The sequence below is a fragment of the Acetobacter sp. P5B1 genome (assembly GCF_018811985.1).
Classification (GTDB): Bacteria; Pseudomonadota; Alphaproteobacteria; order Acetobacterales; family Acetobacteraceae; genus Acetobacter; species Acetobacter cerevisiae.
Window position 1 is genome coordinate 169338 of sequence record NZ_JACRVS010000004.1, and the last position, 18543, is coordinate 187880.

Genomic DNA, 18543 nt, shown 5'->3' on the forward strand with positions numbered 1-18543 from the left:
TGTCATGCCGCGTGCGCCTGCGCATCGGCATGGCGGGAGGCACGAGGTTCGCGCACAGACCCGTCAGCAATCTGCTGATCGTAGAAATCAGAAATCATCGCAATGGCATCCGGCGCGCAGTCCACGCGGTTCACGGCAGCCCGGAACCCGGCAGAATTCGGCAGACCGGCGGAATACCAGGAGACATGCTTGCGCGCCAGACGCAGGCCGGGGCGTTCCCCAAAATGCTCCAGCATCATTTTGTAATGCTCCAGCACAATGGCTTTTTCCGCTTCCAGCGTGGGGTCCGGCACTTCCTCACCCGTCCGCAGAGCGTGTGCGACCTGCGCCAGAAACCACGGACGCCCGTAACATCCGCGCCCGATCATCACGCCATCTGCGCCGGACTGCGCCAGCGCTGTACGGGCATCATCCACCGTCAGAATATCGCCGTTAACAATCACCGGCAGACCAACGGCTTCTTTCACGTTCCGCACAAAGGCCCAGTCTGCCGTGCCGTTATAAAACTGCTGGCGGGTTCGGCCGTGCACGGTGATCATGCGAATACCAGCCTCTTCCGCAATCCGGGCCAGAACCGGTGCATTCAGGTGTGAATGGTCCCACCCCATCCGCATTTTCAGCGTAACTGGCACAGGAACGGCTTTCACCACGGCATCCAGCAGGCGCGCGGCACCAACTTCATCCCGCATCAGCGCGGAACCGGCCATCTGACCAACCGCAACCTTCTTCACCGGGCAGCCGAAATTGATGTCGATCAGGTCCGCACCCCGCCCCACGGCAATCCGGGCGGCCTCTGCCATGGCGTTCGGGTCACACCCGGCCAGCTGCACAGCATTCGGCCCACCGGCATCCGCCACTTCGGCCATCCGCAGGGTTGTGTCATTTTCCCGCACCATGGCCCAGGACGCGATCATCTCGGAGACCACAAGCCCAGCCCCCAGCTTCCGCGCCAGACGACGGAACGGCAGGTCTGTCACGCCGGACATGGGAGCAAGGATAACGGGCGTTTCCAGGCGCACACCGCCCAGATCAATCGGCCGCAATAACGGTTGCGTTTGCACAGTCTTTTCCACTTTGCCTATGATTTAGGCAGATATACGCATTTCCGAGTCGGGAATCAATCTTTTATATCCGTAACGTTTTGGCCGCCCAGGGTTTCCGAACGCCCTTATTTTCAGACCTTTTCGAGCAACTGACGCGCCAGAGCATTATGCTTCTCGGCCAGCAGCACAGGGTCATGGTTTACAAACTGACCATCACGGATCAGCCAGCGCCCGTTGACCATGGAATACGCAACACGCTGAGGCGAGCAGAACAGCAAAGCTGCAACCGGGTCCGACTGCGCGCCAGCATGATCAATTCCGCGCAGATCAAACGCCACAAGATCCGCCGCCATACCGGGTGCCAGATAGCCAATATCATCACGCCCCAGCACAGCCGCCCCGCCACGCGTGGCCAGTTCCAGCACTTCACGCGCCTGCATCATGGGCCGTCCGTCTTCTGTTTCCAGCAACCGGCCAAGCAGCATAGCCTGCCGGGCTTCCCCCAGCATGTGGCTGCCGTCATTGGACGCCGAGCCATCCACGCCCAGCCCAACCCGCATGCCGGACGCCACCATACGCCGCACTGGCGCGATACCTGAGCCAAGCCGCATATTGGAACAGGGGCAATGCGCCATTCCGGTATGCGTTGCGCCAAAACGGCTGATGCCTGCCTCATCCAGCTTGACGCAATGCGCGTGCCATACATCCGCGCCAACCCAGCCGACATCCTCAGCGTATTCCGCTGGCGTCATGTTGAAGCGCTCACGGCTATAGGCAATGTCACTGGCATTTTCGGCCAGATGCGTATGCAGCATGGTGCCGGTCGCGCGCGCCAGTTGGGCGGCCTCACGCATCAGATCCGGGCTGACGGAAAACGGTGAGCATGGTGCCACCACCACACGCTGCATGGCCAGCGGTTCAGGGTCATGGAACGCCTCAATCACCCGCTGCGTGTCGGCCAGAATGGCGGCCTCATCTTCCACAACGCTATCTGGCGGCAAGCCCCCTTTGCTCTCCCCGACACTCATGGACCCGCGCGCCGCGTGAAACCGCATTCCCATCTGTGTCGCGGCCTCAATCTGATCTTCCAGCCGGCTCCCATTGGGAAACAGATAAAGGTGATCACTAGTCGTGGTGCAGCCGGACCACAAAAGCTCGGTCATGGCCGTGCAGGTAGAAACGCGGATCATCTCCGGTGTCAGACCAGCCCAGATCGGATAAAGCGCCTGCAACCAGCCAAACAGCGAGCTATCCTGCGCGGCGGGAATAACGCGGGTGAGTGTCTGATACATATGGTGGTGCGTGTTCACCATGCCGGGCATCACGACATGCCCGGTCATATCCTGCACCTTATCCGCCTGCGGCAACGGGTCTGAGGCTGCACCAACGGCAACAACCTGCCGCCCGCGCACAAGCACCCAGCCGCCTTCAAGCTCCTCACGCTGGTCATTCATCGTCACAACACGCAGGGCGTTTTTCAGCAGGATGGTCGTCATTGGTCTCTTTTTCCAATCACTGAGGCAGAACATGAAAAAGGCCGCACATCAGCCCGATGCGCGGCCTTTGCCAAAAACCTTTCTCCAGAAGCGCTTAAAGCGCTGCCGGATCAGGGCAGCAGAACAGACACCGCCGCCGTGCAGGCAATGCCTTCTTCACGTCCTGTAAAGCCCAGACGTTCAGACGTGGTGGCTTTAACCGAAATCCGACCAACATCCACTTCCAGCAGATCCGCCATCCGCTGACGCATAGCCTGCGCATGCGGGCCAATTTTCGGGCGTTCGCAAATGAGCGTTACATCGGCATTGATCAGCATACCGCCGCGTTCCCGAATACGTTGACCGGCATGCACGAGGAAGCGTGCGCTATCGGCGTCTTTCCATTCGTTCTTACTGGGCGGAAAATGCGTGCCAATATCGCCTTCCGCCAGCGCGCCATAAATGGCGTCACACAACGCATGAATGCCAACATCGGCGTCTGAATGGCCAGCCAGCCCCTTGGTGTGCGGCACGGTAATACCGCAGAGGATCAGCGGACGGCCTTCTTCAAAAGCATGAACATCATACCCCAGCCCGACACGCGGCAGGAGAGTCGGACCAATCAGTCGTTCAAGGCGCACGAGGTCCTCCTCATAAGTCAGCTTGATATTGTCTTCATCACCGGGCACCAGCGCCACGCTAAAGCCTGCCTCTTCCAGCAGCTTTGCGTCATCCGTTGCCGTAGCAGACGCAGCCCCACGATGCAGGTCTAAAAACAGGCCAAAGCGGAAACCCTGCGGCGTTTGCGCCCGGAAGAGATGATCACGCGGCACAGTCCCGGCAATCACACCCTTGTCTTCACGCTTTAGCGTATCGGCAACCGGCACAGCAGGAATGGCACCGGGATGCTCAGCCAGCGCGGAAACAACATTCTGCACCAGTCTGGCCGTCACGTAAGGACGCGCGCCATCATGCACCAGAACCAGATCAGGGCGCTCGCTCTCAGGCAGAGCATCCAGCGCTTCCAGCCCGGCCAGCACGCTGGCCTGACGGGTTTCCCCACCCGCTACAGGCGACAGGACAGCAACGCCGTCCAGCGCTTGCACCAGCATTTCGGGGTCACCCACCGGCTGCACACAGCTTACATGAGGCAAAAGGGCTTCCGCAGCATGGCGGATAACCGGCTGGCCCGCCAGCATCACATATTGCTTCGGCGTTGCAGACCCGCTGGTCGCGGCGTAACGGCTGCCTGTTCCGGCAGCCAGAAGAATGGCAGCTACTCGCATAGTCGGAGCAATGCTGCGGGAAGCCCGAGACGTCAAGGCACAAAATGCGCCTCACAGAACTCTGTCTGCACCACACCAGCCCTTACAAAAGCTGTTTGCTTTTAAAAAGCTGCCTCTTCCGTTTTTACATGAAACTGTTTCTCTCTTTATTCATGTAAATCTTATGAAGCATTCGTCAGCATAGAAAATTTCATCCCTCTCTCTCAAAATAAATGATATAGCTCGCACCAATCACAGCCCCTTATCAGGCCCCATTCTTCTGCGGCTCAGACCAGAGAAACCATGAAAACACTCCTGCTCACCTTTGAATGCCCTCCTGATGTGACCGGGGGCGGCCTGTGCACGTATGTTCAGGAATACATCAACGCCAAAATAGAACGGAGAGAACCGACTGTTATCCTAACGGCCGATTTCAATGTGCATGATGAAGTCTGCACGTATTTTGGCTGCGTCAAGGTGATCCGCTTCAATCCATCCACCGGTGACTCCTTTAAACATATGGGTCACTGGGCGGCGATGAGCTACGAGTTCTCCAATCAGGTCAAAAAAATCATCACGGATGGTTTCAAACCGGACTGGCTTGAAGTGTGCGACGGTTTCGGTCTGGGTTATTTTACGCTTCAGAGAAAGCTATGCCTGGAAGCACCGTTTACAGACCTGAAAGTTCTGGTGACCGCCCACACACCCGTCACTATGATTGATGAATGGGACAAGAAAAATATCTATGAACTGCCAACATATTTCACAAAATATATGGAGCAGTTCTGCTTTCAGGCCGCAGACAAAGTCATTTCCCCCAGCGCCTTTCTGAAAAAGAAACTGCTCACGAAATTTCTGGAAAAAGATGTTCCGATTGATGTTGTGCCCAACCCTTATGAAAAACCCTCCACCAGTCTGGTTTCGGGAAAAGAGGCCAGTGATAACGCGCAGGTTTACGACATTCCTGATTACGCCATTGCCTCCCGCGTTTGTTACTGGAAGGGCATAGAGCATGCGCTGGCGGGGTTTGACCTGTACTGGGCTAATGGTGGCCAGTCATCCCTGTACGTTTACGGATCTGACACGCATTATTTCAAAAACAACAAATCCCTGACAGAAACACTTAGCACCAAATATAGCAAATGGATTGAAAAAGGACTGCTCAAATTTGCAGGCCTAAAAGAACATTCCGAAATTCTTTTCATCAAAAAACATCTCAAGGCTCTCTTTCATCCGTCCCTGTTCGAAAACTACCCTTATTCCGTTATCGAACATATGGCAGATGGTGGCCTTGTTGCCGCCTCTCTGAGTGGCGGACAGGCAGAACTCATCCGGCATGGAGAAAACGGTTTCCTGTTTGACCCGCATTCCCCAAAATCCATTCAGGACGCCATTCTGACAATTGATGCTCTGGAGGATGTTCAAATCCGTTCGATTACGGAAAATGCCATTCAGACCATTAAGGATACCTGCTCTTACACAGCGGTTATGACGCAGAAAGAACAGGTTCTGGCCACAGCCAAACAGAACGCGTCTGGCGCTGCCTTCCCCTTCACATCTGGGAAAGAGCTGACTCATGCAAACGCAAAAAATAGCTCAGCGCTGACGGTTGTCATCCCGCACTACAATCTTGGCACATTACTGATTGAAGCGATTGAAAGCGTCAAATTCAGCAGCCTGCAGGATATCAAAATTCTTGTCGTCGATGATGGATCGACGGACAAAGAATCCGTCATTATTCTAAAAACTCTTGAAGCACGTTACACAAACCTGAAAGTTATTTATAAGAAGAACTCCGGCGTAGCGGAGACCCGAAATATCGGCGTCCAGCACGCCACGACAGACTACATTGCTCTTCTTGACGCCGATGACCTCGTCTGCGTTCCTTACTATGAAGCTGCCCTGAAGATCCTGAACCGTTACAGCAATGTCGGTTTTGTGGGGGCATGGAATGAGGATTTCAACCAGCACGGCCGCCTCCGGCTCTGGCCGACCTTCAACCCTGAAGTCCCGCTCCAGATGATCATGAACACAACCAACTGTCAGGGACTGGTTGTGCGGCGTGATGCCTATCTGGCACACGGCCAGCATGACCCGAACCTTGGCATGCTCCTGGATGACTGGGAATCAACCATTTCCATGGTCCTTAACGGCATCCGCGGCGTGATGATCCCACACCCGCTGTTCAAATACCGCATCCGGGAAGACTCGATTTTCCGTGACAAATTCAGGATGTTTACTATCAACTATAACTATATCATCGATAAACATCAGGCACAGCTGTCAGGCTGCCATGGCGAAATGATCAAATTCCTGAACGCCAATGGCCCCAATACGCAGTATCACAACCCAACAATCCCATCAGCAAACAACACCCACCACAGCTCGGCCCCCACTCCGACCGCTCAGCACGAGGGAGGCAGACTGGTCCAGCTGGTGCACAAATATTATGACAGTGTGAACCAGCCTGGGACCATTCGGAATATCCGTATGGGGTTGCGCAAATTTGGCCCTGGTCAGTTAGTTGCTCATTTTCGAAAATAAGCTTTTGCGTTTCCGATGGCGCTTTTACAGAGCACCATCGGAAAACCTGCGGTTCAGGCCAGGCTTATTTTCCGGGGCCGACACACCCCCCACATCAGGAATAACCAGATTCGTGCAGTTATTTTTCTTAAACCTTCCCGCTTATCTTACGATCACTTTACGAACCATACGCAGCACAACCCCGAATACTGGCAACCCGAATATGCTGTAATATTTCTCTCCTACCCGATGCAGCCGAGACGATTGAATTTTTTCAAGTTCCTGACGAACCTGATAAAACTCACGATCTTTACGTGATATTTCACGCTCAAGATGATTGATATGGTTTGTAAAATCTGTCTGTTTTTTTACGGATTTCTTTTTTTCTTCAGAAATTTCAGTCAGCTTACTTTGCAATTTTTCCAAACGGGACAAAAGAGCATCATTCTGGCGCAGGACAGTTGTGCGTTGCTCCCACTCTGCCTGCCGGTCGAGATTAATTCTTTTAACCGTATCCCGAAGCAACTGAACTTCCGCACGTCCACCCTGTTCCGCGAGGGTATAATCTGACGTGCGGTCTTCAAACGTAACAGTCGGAAAACGATGCAAAGTATAATCAAAAATGGCTTTAATTTTAAAGTAACTTGAAGGTTCAAGCTTAACAGTACGCCCAATCAACGCAGCCAGAGCAGCCATATGGAGACGATCCGTCTCTACGCATTCAAACTGACTCATCAATCCAGCAACAGCGCGAAGAGGTTTCACGCACTGTTCGACTGTCGACCACTGGATGTCATTAAACAAAAGCGGCAAATCGACAGAGTCACGAGGAGGCGTTTTTCGGCCACCCTCTTCATCAAGCCGGAAAATTTGGAGAACGGGGTACTGACCGTCAATTTCCAGATCAGAGAAATGCTCTTCTTTGGTGTAAAACGCCATATCCGGACAAACGAAAATCTGGCTTTCCGGCATCCCCTGACGAAGCAGTTCGTCGTAACTCCGCTGTTCACGGCAGAAAATTGTTACCTGATCTGCATAAGGAACAAATTCAGACCCAAACCCTGAAAAGCTTGTTGGAAGAATGAGTAACTGGCCACCATTTTGAAGAAAGGCGATTGTCTGCTCAAGGTAGGTTTCCCACATTCCCTTGACCCAGCCGCCACTCCCACCCATCACAATATGGGTGTAGCCAGAAAAAGCCTCTTTATGTCGGCCCTGAATGCGTTTGGGGTCCCAGCCCAGATCTGCAAACAGATCAAGTGTCCCTAACGCAATCAACCCGTCGCCAAGGTTGCCATAACCCGGATAGAAAACTGCATCGTTGTCGGCAAAGCGCTTCAAGGATTCAATCAGAGAAGAATTCTCTCGAATTTCTGCACGAACAGCTCGCCTGATATTTTTATAGTTTTCATCCATTTAAAGCATTCCCTTTTGCAAGCTGTTCTTCCAGACGCGCATACACCGCAGCAACTCTCAAGCCATAAATGGACTGAGCATGTTGCTGCTCAAAATGTTGATGCAGACAGTGAACCTTATTCTGAATTTCCGCCTCAGACGCATTAAGAAATTCTTTAACCTTAGCGACATACCGCGCCACAAGTTCTGCATCATCAGCGCTGCCATGCACCAGGAAGCCAGATTTGTCCTGAATCAGTTCCGGAACCCCACCAACATCCACCGTGATGATTGGAATTTGCATCTGGGCAGCTTCCAGCAGCACATTGGGCAGGCCATCAAAAAGCGATGTATATAAAAAAGCATCCTTATTCGTAAAAGGAATGCTCCCCAACCCACTAAAACCACCTTTATAAACAACATTAGGGCAGTCATCGAAATATTCAGGTTCAAATTGATCCAGAACAGGACTTCCATAAACATAAATTTTTGTTGCTATATTTTCTGCCAGCAGTTCAACAGAAATTTTATGGAGCAGGTCGGGGCGTTTTTGTGCATCCAGGCGGGAGGCCCATATTAAGCGCCTCGGCTCATCGCTGCGCTGAAGAGGATGTGAAACCGGCTGACTATAGGTGTAAAGAGTTTCAGTTCGCCCCTGATAGGCCGGGATGCGGTATTCCAGCTGCTTGAGATTAAGGCCGTGATCTGAAACGATATAATCTATATAATTTCTATAGTCACTCAGGAAACGATATTCAGCACCATCTTCGTAAATAACACTATCCATAATATAATAAGAGGAACAGAAGTAAAAATAAACCAGCTGCCTACTCTTAAAGAAGTCGGCGTAGGCCTTCATAACCACTTCACAGAACGGGCAGAATTTCATGAAAATCCTTGCATTACCCGCAAAATTTTCAATAACCCGAATTGACATCTCAGGTATCCGCACAGCATCATGCGCATCCAGAATCTCATACAGATCAAGAACGTCCAGCCCATCAGGAATCTGATAGCGTTCTTTAGAGTGGCAAAGTTGCTGTCCCAGGATCAATAAGCACGATCTGTTGCCTTCTTTAATAGCTGTTTCTATAAAATTCAGAACGTACTTCTCGCCGCCACCTTTGGAAAGGAACGGCAGGAAAAAGACGTCCGTATAGTGTTTTCCTTGAATAACCTTACAGATTTTTTCATAAGCTTGTCCGAACGCCTGCGAAATCCCAACATTGGTAAAAAACTGGGCATCCCGAAGACTATAAGGATGTATTTCCGGCTCAATCAGATTTGCCTGATGAATGAACTCTCGTAAATAAAATGATTTGGTATAGGATTTTTTAAAATCAATATGAATTTGTGGAAGAACAGTCCCCTGATCCCTCTTCTCCAGAAGCTTTAAAAACTCATTTCCTTCAAAAAAAGCAGAATTAGGCACCATCCGCTTCTGGTCTCTGCCAAGAGACGCCATGATGCTACCGTTTCTCTGCCGGTAAAAAACAATTGTGTCCGGCGCCACAAGCAGATCAAAGCCTGCGCAAATCAAACGTAAATTAATATCATAATCTTCATAAGCATAAACGGTGCCGGAGGAGCAATCCCTGTAAGGTATGCTTAAGAGGTCTGCGCGTCTTGCCATAAAACGGGAAACATAAGGATGTTCACCCGCCATTCTATACAGGCCAACCCGGTCGAGAGAGTAAAATTTGCAAACATAACTGCCGTCCCCGAAAGAATGATAATACTCGGGAAAGGCCACTATTTTCTTATTTTGGGAAGCCTGATGAAGTTGATAAAGCTCATAAATGAAATTTCTGGAAACTAAATCGTCGGCATCAGCTGTGACGATGTATTCACCAACAGCGACCTCAATACCATAATTGCGTGCCAGCCCCAGCGAACGTACTTCAATATTTTCAAGCCTGACAGCATCAAAACCTGTGTAATCATAATTTTTTAAAAGGGTCAGCGTTCTCTCATCAGCATAGTCTGCAACAATTACCAGCTCAGATTTGAGCTCATGTAATTGCGCATGCTGCACGGTATCAAGCAGAGAGCGTAGCGTGGGGTATAATAAATCCTGTTCACGATGGACGTTCAAAACAAGAGAGACATCTATACCTGACATAAAAAATTCCCACGCAACGCTAAAAGTAAAATTAAAAAAGTGCCTTCCTTAAGAAAAATACCCATACGCAAGGAAGAGAGTATTCATGCCGTCAGGCAGGATCGACAAAGAAAGAGGGCAAAGAGTTATCATCACTTTGCAGCAGGGCATCAATCTGGTCACAGGCCGCCAGAGCTTCCGTAATGGTCACATCCATATCCAGATAGCGATAGGTGCCAAGGCGCCCCATGAAAGACACACCACTTTCTGATTTGGCCAGCGCAATATAGCTGTCCAGCATCTTCTTTTCGTTCACCAGACGGATGGGATAGTATGGAACATCCCCTTCACCTGCCAGACGGCTATATTCGCGGAAACAAACCGTCTTGGAGAATTTTTCCTGCTCCCACGGGGCAAAATGCTTGTGTTCTGAAATCCGGGTAAACGGCACCGTTTCATCGCAATAGTTGATAACAGCGGTCCCCTGATGGTCCCCTTCATCAACAAACCGTTCAAAATCAAGCGTCCGATAGCCAAGACGCCCCAGACGAAACTGGAAATATCGATCAATCGGGCCTGTGTAGAAGACGTGATCGTATTTCCCTTCCAGACTCTCAAAGGAACAGCCCAGCCGAATATCAATCCCGTCTACAGCCAGAATATTCTGGACAATGCTCGTATAGCCGTCTTCCGGCATGCCCTGATACGGATGATTGAAGTAGTTATCGTCGTAGTTAAAACGAAGCGGCAGGCGCTTCAAAATAGACGCCGGGAGTTCAGTCGGCTCCAGCCCCCACTGCTTGCGCGTATAACCGTAGAAAAAGGCCTTATAGAGTTCCGGACCAATCATGCTCAGCGCCTGCTCTTCAAAAGAGCGGGGAGCCTGAATTGAACGGTCGGCTTTATTTTCAATAAAAGCCCGCGCTTCCTTCGGCCCCATGGTCGTGCCGAAGAACTGATTGATCGTCAGAAGGTTAACCGGCAGCGTATAGACACGATCTTTGGAAATTGCCTTCACGCGGTTGACGTAAGGCTGGAATTTCCCGAAGCGCTGGACGTAATCCCACGCTCTTTTGTCTGCTGTGTGGAAAATATGAGGGCCGTATTTGTGGACCATCACGCCAGTTTCTGCGTCACGTTCTGTGTGGCAGTTCCCACCCAGATGCGGGCGTTCATCTACAACCGTCACCTTATGGCCACGCTCAACCAGATGCCGGGCAATGATCGCCCCGCTAAACCCGGCACCCACAACGCAGAATGATCTCAAAATTTGACTCCCGACACAATCAAGCATGCATTCAGCCAGAGCGACTATTGTCGAGCCACGCTAAACGCCTTTTTTCTCTTAGCAGGCCTACCCTTGCCCTCCGCTTTGGGCAAGTAACAGCCAGAAAGAACGGCAGTATTTTTTGAAAAAGAGTCTGGCGCGCCCTGCTGGATTCGAACCAGCGACCCACAGCTTAGAAGGAAGTGCCCCCCCCTCCTTTTGAGGCAATTTTACCGTCATGAATTTTTTAAGTATATCCGTGTATTTCCTATAAATACATGGATATACACCGAAAAATCTCTACCGCATGATGGTGCATGGAATGGCTTGCTGTCGCACGAAAAATGTTGCACAGCTGTTGCACAAGACAATCACAGCTTGGACAATCACCATGAAGCGACCACCTCTAACGGCCGCGAGTCTCCGGAGTGTTAAGGCGCCAGAAACAGGCATAATCTATTTTTCTGACGGCGGATGTCCCGGTCTTCGCCTCCGAGTATCAGCATCTGGAAAAATGACATGGGTGCTATCCTGCCGTGACAGGGTCGGAAAGGTGCGCTCCATCTCATTGGGCGATTTCAACGGAGCGGGATGCGTTGGGCTGGCTGAAGCCAGAGAGCGAGCCAGACGACAGCGTCAGCAGTTGAAAGATGGAAAAGACCCCATAGCCGAACGTAAAGCCGCACGGGATAAACATCGCTCCAAATCTGAGGCAGGCACGTTAGCAACCCTTCTTCTTTTATATGAACAACATGTTGTGACTGCACGACAGGAAGTCGGTAAGGCACGGTCATGGCCCGAAGCTAAACGGGCTATCAACAGTGTGCTGGCCAAGCACTTAACTACCCCCTTACCAGACCTCACCAGCCCCACATTACAAAAGACTATAGACAACTGGCCTTCACGGGCGCGGGCCGGGGCTACGGTGCGCTTTGTTCGTCCCATTCTGAAATGGGCATCCCGGCGCGGGCTGATGGCTCACGGTATTGCTGAGATGCTGCAACAGCCGGAAGGATCGAACGTACGCCGCCAACGTGTCCTGTCAGATAGTGAACTTGGTGCAATCTGGCAGAAGTTGGACAGTATACAAGTATATGGGCCAGCTTTCCGCTGGCTGCTCTGGACCGCTTGTAGAAAGTCAGAAATGACCCGTGCCCGATGGCAAGATATTGATCTTTCAACCCATGAATGGCTGATACCAGCTGAGCACTCTAAAAATGGCAAAGCGCATGTGGTTCCCTTGCCCAGACAGGCAGTCGAGTTGCTTGCAGAGAGGCACGCAGGCAGCCCCCCGACCAATCTGATTTTTCCGAACCAAGCCGGGAAGCCGCTTGATAACTGGGACCGCGCAACCAAACGATTACAAGCAGCCTCTGGCACCGCCGATTGGCACCGGCATGATCTAAGACGAACCGCAGCGACCTTGATGGCAGATTGTGGGGTAGCTCCGCATATTATCGAAGCAGCACTGAATCACGCCCTTGTCATAGGTGGCGACGGGTCAACACTTTCCGCTGTTGCTCGAACTTACAATACCAGCCGGTATCAACAGGAACATGCCAAAGCCTTACAGGCACTCGCAGACCGATTAGACGCGATGGCAGGTAGTAATGTGGTGACACTGAGAGAACGGCAGGCATGAGGTGTTCATTAAATGAGCATGAGTAAGAGCATCACGGCTGAAACGGACCAATTACCTTACCCCGGGGTAAAAACTCCGAATATACCGGGAGCCATAGCCATGCAGTGCGCAGATGTGGAAGCCTTTATTCGGCAATGGCTTATGAAAGCAGAGAGGCACAACTGGACTAACCAGCCAACCAACGGTCAGCGCAGCTTAATTTATAAGGTTACCACGAGTCGTGCGGCTGCGCTTTATACGCGAACCAATAGAGGCGGTGCGTTATCCCAGCGGAAGGATGCTGCCGAGTTTGCTTCTGCCCTAAGCGTCATTAACCGGCTCGGTCCAAATTTCAGTGCCGCCCTAGAAGCCCTCACACCGAGATATCGTGCGCAGGAGGACGATAGAGAGGCACTAGAGGGGCTGCGCAAAGCAGCAAAATGGCTCGGGGATTCTCCTACTTTCATACCTTATCGAGGAAGTTTGGACTTCCGCTCAGCTTCTCACGAAGCCGAAACACTCATGCTTGAGGCAGTAGAGGCGCTCCTCAGCAGCCTTCACATCTCCGCCAGTATGACCACACCTACAGGCAGAGGAGTTACTCTCGCCCATATGATGCTCACCCGCGATCCAAAAAAGCCAGATCAAGATAAGGATTGTCCCTCCCCGGAAGCCTTGGTGAAACGATGGAAGCGGCGAAAGTATCAACCGGAAAAATAGGACAATCTTTTTTTACTTTGTCTGAAGCACCGGCAAGATCGGCATGCTTTCTTCGTGGAGTCTTAACGCACAGAGGAGAAAGCTGATGCCAAGCCAAGACCTTGATTACATTATTCGCCCAGCAACTGTTGCCAAGATGTGTGGTGTTGACCGCTCGACCATTTATCGTTGGGTGAAGCGTGGAGATTTCCCCCCGCCTATTCGTGCGGGACGAAATACTTCCGGCTGGTGGGCCAGCACGATTCAGAGATGGCAGCAAGCATTGACGAGCCAAGAAACAGAAGCCGCCTGATAAAAAGAAAGGGCTCGGGTTCCGTTCCCTATGCCCCTTTCAAATCCTATGAAGTCTATAAAAGTTCCCCCAAAGGCATTTTGATCTTCCAGCTACACAACTCGGGCTGCCGTTGCAAAATGGGTGTGGGTCGGCTTCTCCATAATAGGAGACCCTTATGTCTGAAATTATTGATTTCCTTGCACACAGAAGAAAGCACCGCTGCAACGCGCTGTGCAGGACGCCACAGGCGACGTTAATCTGCGAAAAGGCAGGAGTGCCTGTTTTTCCCGATGAACTGGTAGCGGGCCATCGGTTTGCCCTCGTCTGTGAGGCGTCTCCTCTCCCCGTTTTGGTGCGTGGATTTGATGGAATAGCAAGCTGCCTGACTGGTCGCGGCTTCATTGGAGAATGGGCTATTACCGCCGCGCTAGCCGATTGTGGGTTTGAGACAGCGCAGACAGATGATGGGCTGCTATATACGCTGGCGCGTCCTCGTCTGGATAAAGCCCTTCTAGGCGCAGCAATATTCTACCCCAATGGTATTCCTACCGCAGGATGGAAACAACGCCGCCACCTAGCGCATCTTGGCTGGGACATCCGGCCCAAAGCCATCTCCCGTTGCCGCCATCAGATACGGGCGCTTAATCGTGCTGCACAGCGCCAGACCACACGCTCCCATGCTGAGATACTGGCTACTGACCTAGCCCAAGACCTAATTGAAAATGGGGATGCGACGTGAACACCGCATCCGTAAAAATAGTTCCTGTTAACCAGTTTCATGCCGCGAATGATCTACGCGGCCCACGGATTCCACGTCCACCACGGGCCAACATTGCCCACGGCCAAGAGTTTCTAGCTACCCTCACTGGCAATATTGGGGTAGTAAACCTCGCCACAGCCAAGAGCGAGCCACCAGCGACAGATGGCCAGAGCCCACGATACCAAGGCTGGAGCTACCATACAGAACCTCTACCGCTATCAACCGAAGCATGGGACTGGCTACAAGCAGAAAATGAAAAGGGGCGCTGTGTGTTTGTACGGTTCAACGAGGCTGCATGCCCCACAGGGAACCGAGGAGCCGCCTCTGCAAAAGACATCACCACCATTCGCGCCTGCCCCATTGATTACGATGCAGGCAACCCCTCCGACTTCCTAGCCACTATTAAGAAAAAACCAGAGCCCCACATTCTGGTACAGTCCAGCCCAGACCGTTACCACGCATACTGGCTGCCCACTGCTGGCATGAGTCAGGAAGACTTTCGACGCATTGAACTTGGTCTTATCGCCCGATATGGTGGCGACCCTAATGTAAAAGACCCCGGCAGATTACTTCGACTTCCGGGCTTCATAAATTACAAATGGGGCCGGCCACCGACGCTAGTCAAGCTACTAGAAAACCATGCAAGCTGGCCACGCTGTTCCGTAGCAGCACTCTTGGAAGCGGGAGCTCACGATCAAAGAAAGCCCCGGACCAAGCGGCCACATCGTGAACCGCGCCAACCTCAACTGTCTACACCAGCGCCCTCACCCTTCTCGGCTCAAGATGCTGCATTACTGCAATATGTGGACAAAGCTGCCCAGAACGTCCGGTCACGGGCTGAAATAGAAGCAGAGCAACGCGCCTATGAACAGAAATGTGTGCCCTCGGCAGTCACATACTTAGCTAAAGCGGGGCATGCAGAAAAGCATGATGAATGGCAGCGCGTCGGAGCACTGATTGCAGGTTGCTCCCGTAGTGTCGACGGTACCCAGCCATTGCTGACCGATCGAGAAGCCTTCAATTTGTTTGACGAATTTTCAAAGAGTGCTCCCAACTATGACCCTCATGGAGTAGAAAATAGGTGGGACAGCATCGGGGATGTTGTAGTCGGATGTGGTGCCTTGCTAGATGCTGCACAAGCAGCAGGATGGAAACAGCCACCTCACCCCAAGAGCCAGCGGGGCAAACTGCAAACAGCTCTCACCTCCCCGCATACACTGGACATGGCACGAGATACCAGCTCGGATGTTTTCGTGACGAGCAAAAACGGGGCACTCGTGTGTAACGCAGCTAATGCAACAGCTTTTCTTGCTATAGCAGAACAGACGAAAAAGGCTTTCCGATACAACGAACTAACCTTACGCATAGAACACAATCTCCATGGCCTCTGGCGCAAGATCACCGAACAAGACGTGTTGGCACTGCAACTATTCATGCAGCGGAGTGGGTTAGCTCGTATATCGAAAGATGAGGTGATCTCCGGTATCATGGCTTTAGCATACAGTCTCCGGACACATCCTCTTCGGGAGTGGCTCACCAGCCTACATTGGGACAGGCAGAAACGAGTAGATAGATGGCTGAACCGTTACCTTGGTGTGGCTCAGTCAGAATACAGCAGCCTTGTTGGCCGGTTCTTCCTCATAAGCATGGTGGCCCGTGTAATGAAACCGGGATGTAAAGTTGACTCAATGTTAATTCTGGAAGGTCAACAAGGTCGCGGGAAATCGTCCGCCCTACGTATCCTTGCTGGTGACGAATACTTTTCAGATGCGCTGGCTGATATTCGCGGGAAGGATGCCAGTATGGCACTAAGGGGGCGTTGGTTAGTTGAGCTGGCCGAACTCGCCGCTTCCTCGAAAGCGGAGGCTGAGCACCTGAAAGCGTTTCTAACCCGACAAAGCGAGATGTATCGCCCTCCGTTTGAACGACTAGAAGTTGATGAGCCTCGACAGTGCGTAATCGCTGGCAGCACGAACGACTGCCAATATCTGCGTGATGCGACAGGTGGTCGTAGGTTCTGGCCGGTATTGGTCGGGGAGATTGATCTGCCTGCCCTAGAGCGAGATAGAGCGCAGCTTTTCGCTGAGGCAATGGAGATGCTTAAATTATCAGATGCCCGATGGTGGCCAACAGCTGCTGAGCAAGCAAGGCTCTTTAATCCCGAACAAGCGGATAGGCAGGAAAGTGACCCATGGGACGAACCCGTTCAGGTCCACCTAAACGAGGTTATTAAACAAGCAAAGAATGAAGGAAAAGCGGCACGGGTTACGCTCGCCGACATTGCCGGGTGCCGCAAACTAGGACTGGAAATTAGCCGGGCCACAACCGCGACCAATAAGCGGCTTGTCGCAATCTTGTCGCGGTTAGGATGGATACAGCGCCGGACAAAAAACAGTCGTTATTACGAACCAACGGAGGAAGGACGGAACATAGTGTCACCATAAAACAGGCAGAAAACTATCGTTTTTTGATATAGATGACAGAAATGACGGATACGTCACTACACTTTTATATACAGACAAATATTAGAACCCATATTATAAAAAATATACTAGTTTTACTTAATATATAAATACATCTGTCATTAACTGTCATCTGTCATTGCACTCTCTGCATCCCTCAGAAAACTGTGGAAAATTAGGGTGACACATAAACCTACAATAACTGTCACCCTTGCCTGCTCTCTGTCACCTAATTCTGAAATACTCTGGTGGCGCACTGAACTCTATAAAAAATCCCGATGATATCAGGATTAAACACCATATTTCCTACTTTAATCCGCTTTTAAGGTTGAAGAAGGAAGGTTTTCAATCTTGCCTGACACGCTGAAGCAGCACGATACAGGCACTAATGAAGGTTGCTATTATGAGTTTGTTTCTCCGAAATCAGATTGAGAAACGCCGCGCTGAGCATGCTGCCTTACAGGCAGAACAGGAACGCCAAAAAGAAAACCGTCGCCACGAATTACGAGCTGAGCGAGACCGTGAGCGCCGCCGGTTGGCTCCTTACGTCAGGGCTCTGAGCCAGCGCCGCAAAGAGCATGGGGAGCGATTGCGCCACCATATGTCCGAGACATACTGGAAGTGGTGGCGAGCACTGCCTACTGCGGAAAGGCAACGCGACTGGAAGCTGCGAGAATTGATGCCCGTCTTCAACAATAACGCTGCCTTTCACTGCTCTCATATGCGGGTGGGGCCGTTTCTCCGCCTTATGGGCTGGCGACTGGTTCACCTAGAAACCGGCTCGGTCTGGCGCAGTCCTGAAAGCCCTAAGCAGGAATGGTGGACTACGCTAGGAAATAACTCTGAAAAATAAATGCCCCGCCTCTCGGACCTCCTGACCAATGGGGGGCGGAGGGCAATCCACTCTCTACCAGCCCCCCCTTTCAGGCAAGCCCCCCCCCTTCTGTCTACTGGTCCCATTAGGGGGGCACGCGAGGCTCAGCGTATTGGGATATAAGCCTCAGAAAACTTGCCTCGAAGTCATTCAGGGATTGGGACTCCATAGTGGTGGATAGAGCCCACTAGAAGGCCTACTTCTGGAACGATTCATAAAATAATTTGATTGCGCTCGCTGGCATGCTCGCTGGTAATCATAAGATCCTCCTGCTTCACATGTAGCATATTGCCCAGCCCCGCCATCTTGGTAACCCCGCTGCATTTCCTGCTGCCGCTGCATTTGTCGTTGCATTTGCTGTTGCTGCTGTATCATGCGTTGTTGCTGTTCAAGCAGTTCGTTTTGCTGGGCGGCATAACTTCCATACGGTGCGCCGTATGTATAACTTTGTGCATGGGACGTTACGGGCAAAGCGGCTAAAAAAGCCGCATACATAATCTTTCTCATTTTATATCACCTGGAGGGATCGAAGAACCGTTGGTTGATGCGCCTGGCTCGTGATTTCAGGGTTTTGGCGATTTGATTGACGGTTTTTGGGGTAGCTTTTGATCTGCGTTTTGAGCAGATCGGGGACTGCCCTCCCGCTGGATGACTACGCGCTCGCGTTCAACCTTTCGAGGAAGAGGAAGCGGCGCATGTTGTAGACGATATTGGCCAGCCCGATCCTCATGGTGGCCCGGGTGATACCGACAGTTCGGATGAA

Annotated in this window: 13 protein-coding genes and 1 pseudogene; 7 read left to right on the forward strand and 7 right to left on the reverse strand. The window is 51.8% G+C overall.

Features of this window, described 5'->3' with window-relative positions:
* Positions 1-2 precede the first annotated feature (2 nt).
* The 3 genes from dusB to ispF all read right to left on the reverse strand — a co-directional run bounded on the left by dusB (position 3) and on the right by ispF (position 3804).
* Complete coding sequence (gene dusB, locus KP703_RS04405; RefSeq protein ID WP_215753914.1) at positions 3-1061, reverse strand: tRNA dihydrouridine synthase DusB; 1059 nt, start codon at positions 1059-1061, stop codon at positions 3-5.
* A gap of 113 nt (positions 1062-1174) precedes the next feature.
* Positions 1175-2539: an 8-oxoguanine deaminase gene (locus tag KP703_RS04410; protein ID WP_215753915.1), complete on the reverse strand. Its 1365-nt coding sequence runs from the start codon at positions 2537-2539 to the stop codon at positions 1175-1177.
* Positions 2540-2649: 110 nt separating this feature from the next.
* A complete protein-coding gene (gene ispF, locus KP703_RS04415; protein WP_215753939.1) occupies positions 2650-3804 on the reverse strand; it encodes a 2-C-methyl-D-erythritol 2,4-cyclodiphosphate synthase in 1155 nt (384 codons plus the stop codon).
* 282 nt (positions 3805-4086) lie between these two features.
* Between ispF and KP703_RS04420 the strand changes: the two genes are divergently transcribed.
* Complete coding sequence (locus KP703_RS04420) at positions 4087-6327, forward strand: glycosyltransferase (RefSeq protein ID WP_215753916.1); 2241 nt, start codon at positions 4087-4089, stop codon at positions 6325-6327.
* Between the two features lie 141 nt (positions 6328-6468).
* On the opposite strand, the gene KP703_RS04425 is transcribed toward KP703_RS04420, so the two are convergent.
* The 3 genes from KP703_RS04425 to glf all read right to left on the reverse strand — a co-directional run bounded on the left by KP703_RS04425 (position 6469) and on the right by glf (position 11069).
* Entirely contained in the window at positions 6469-7722 is a 1254-nt protein-coding gene (locus KP703_RS04425) for a polysaccharide pyruvyl transferase family protein (protein WP_215753917.1), read from the reverse strand.
* Complete coding sequence (locus tag KP703_RS04430) at positions 7715-9823, reverse strand: glycosyltransferase (protein ID WP_215753918.1); 2109 nt, start codon at positions 9821-9823, stop codon at positions 7715-7717. The genes KP703_RS04425 and KP703_RS04430 overlap by 8 nt, the downstream gene beginning before the upstream one ends.
* A gap of 91 nt (positions 9824-9914) precedes the next feature.
* The gene (gene glf, locus KP703_RS04435) at positions 9915-11069 is read right to left on the reverse strand and encodes a UDP-galactopyranose mutase (RefSeq protein WP_373687436.1); all 1155 of its coding nucleotides are present in this window, start codon (positions 11067-11069) and stop codon (positions 9915-9917) included.
* A gap of 391 nt (positions 11070-11460) precedes the next feature.
* On the opposite strand from glf, the gene KP703_RS04440 reads away from it, so the two are divergent.
* From KP703_RS04440 to KP703_RS04465, 6 genes are all read left to right on the forward strand, one after another.
* Positions 11461-12711 carry a site-specific integrase gene (locus tag KP703_RS04440; protein ID WP_215753920.1) on the forward strand — a complete coding sequence of 417 codons (1251 nt, stop codon included), beginning with the start codon at positions 11461-11463 and terminating at the stop codon, positions 12709-12711.
* Between the two features lie 12 nt (positions 12712-12723).
* Entirely contained in the window at positions 12724-13410 is a 687-nt protein-coding gene (locus tag KP703_RS04445; protein WP_215753921.1) for a hypothetical protein, read from the forward strand.
* Between the two features lie 85 nt (positions 13411-13495).
* The gene (locus KP703_RS04450; RefSeq protein ID WP_215753922.1) at positions 13496-13702 is read left to right on the forward strand and encodes an AlpA family transcriptional regulator; all 207 of its coding nucleotides are present in this window, start codon (positions 13496-13498) and stop codon (positions 13700-13702) included.
* Positions 13703-13958: 256 nt separating this feature from the next.
* Entirely contained in the window at positions 13959-14423 is a 465-nt protein-coding gene (locus KP703_RS04455; protein WP_215753923.1) for a hypothetical protein, read from the forward strand.
* Positions 14420-16888, forward strand: a complete 2469-nt coding sequence (locus KP703_RS15895) for a VapE domain-containing protein (RefSeq protein ID WP_215753924.1) — start codon at positions 14420-14422, stop codon at positions 16886-16888. Before KP703_RS04455 ends, KP703_RS15895 begins: the two co-directional genes overlap by 4 nt.
* A 406-nt stretch (positions 16889-17294) precedes the next feature.
* The gene (locus KP703_RS04465) at positions 17295-17759 is read left to right on the forward strand and encodes a hypothetical protein (protein ID WP_215753925.1); all 465 of its coding nucleotides are present in this window, start codon (positions 17295-17297) and stop codon (positions 17757-17759) included.
* 673 nt (positions 17760-18432) lie between these two features.
* Here the strand turns inward: KP703_RS04465 and KP703_RS04470 are convergent.
* Positions 18433-18543: pseudogene (locus KP703_RS04470) on the reverse strand (IS5/IS1182 family transposase); the annotation flags it as partial.

Bases quoted from the DNA above. Each gene is read 5' to 3' on its own strand.
- KP703_RS04410 (WP_215753915.1), bottom strand. From the start codon at position 2,539: ATGACGACCATCCTGCTGAAAAACGCCCTGCGTGTTGTGACGATGAAT.
- ispF (WP_215753939.1), bottom strand. From the start codon at position 3,804: ATGCGAGTAGCTGCCATTCTTCTGGCTGCCGGAACAGGCAGCCGTTAC.
- KP703_RS04420 (WP_215753916.1), top strand. From the start codon at position 4,087: ATGAAAACACTCCTGCTCACCTTTGAATGCCCTCCTGATGTGACCGGG.
- KP703_RS04425 (WP_215753917.1), bottom strand. From the start codon at position 7,722: ATGGATGAAAACTATAAAAATATCAGGCGAGCTGTTCGTGCAGAAATT.
- KP703_RS04430 (WP_215753918.1), bottom strand. From the start codon at position 9,823: ATGTCAGGTATAGATGTCTCTCTTGTTTTGAACGTCCATCGTGAACAG.
- KP703_RS04440 (WP_215753920.1), top strand. From the start codon at position 11,461: ATGAAGCGACCACCTCTAACGGCCGCGAGTCTCCGGAGTGTTAAGGCG.
- KP703_RS04445 (WP_215753921.1), top strand. From the start codon at position 12,724: ATGAGCATGAGTAAGAGCATCACGGCTGAAACGGACCAATTACCTTAC.
- KP703_RS04450 (WP_215753922.1), top strand. From the start codon at position 13,496: ATGCCAAGCCAAGACCTTGATTACATTATTCGCCCAGCAACTGTTGCC.
- KP703_RS04465 (WP_215753925.1), top strand. From the start codon at position 17,295: ATGAAGGTTGCTATTATGAGTTTGTTTCTCCGAAATCAGATTGAGAAA.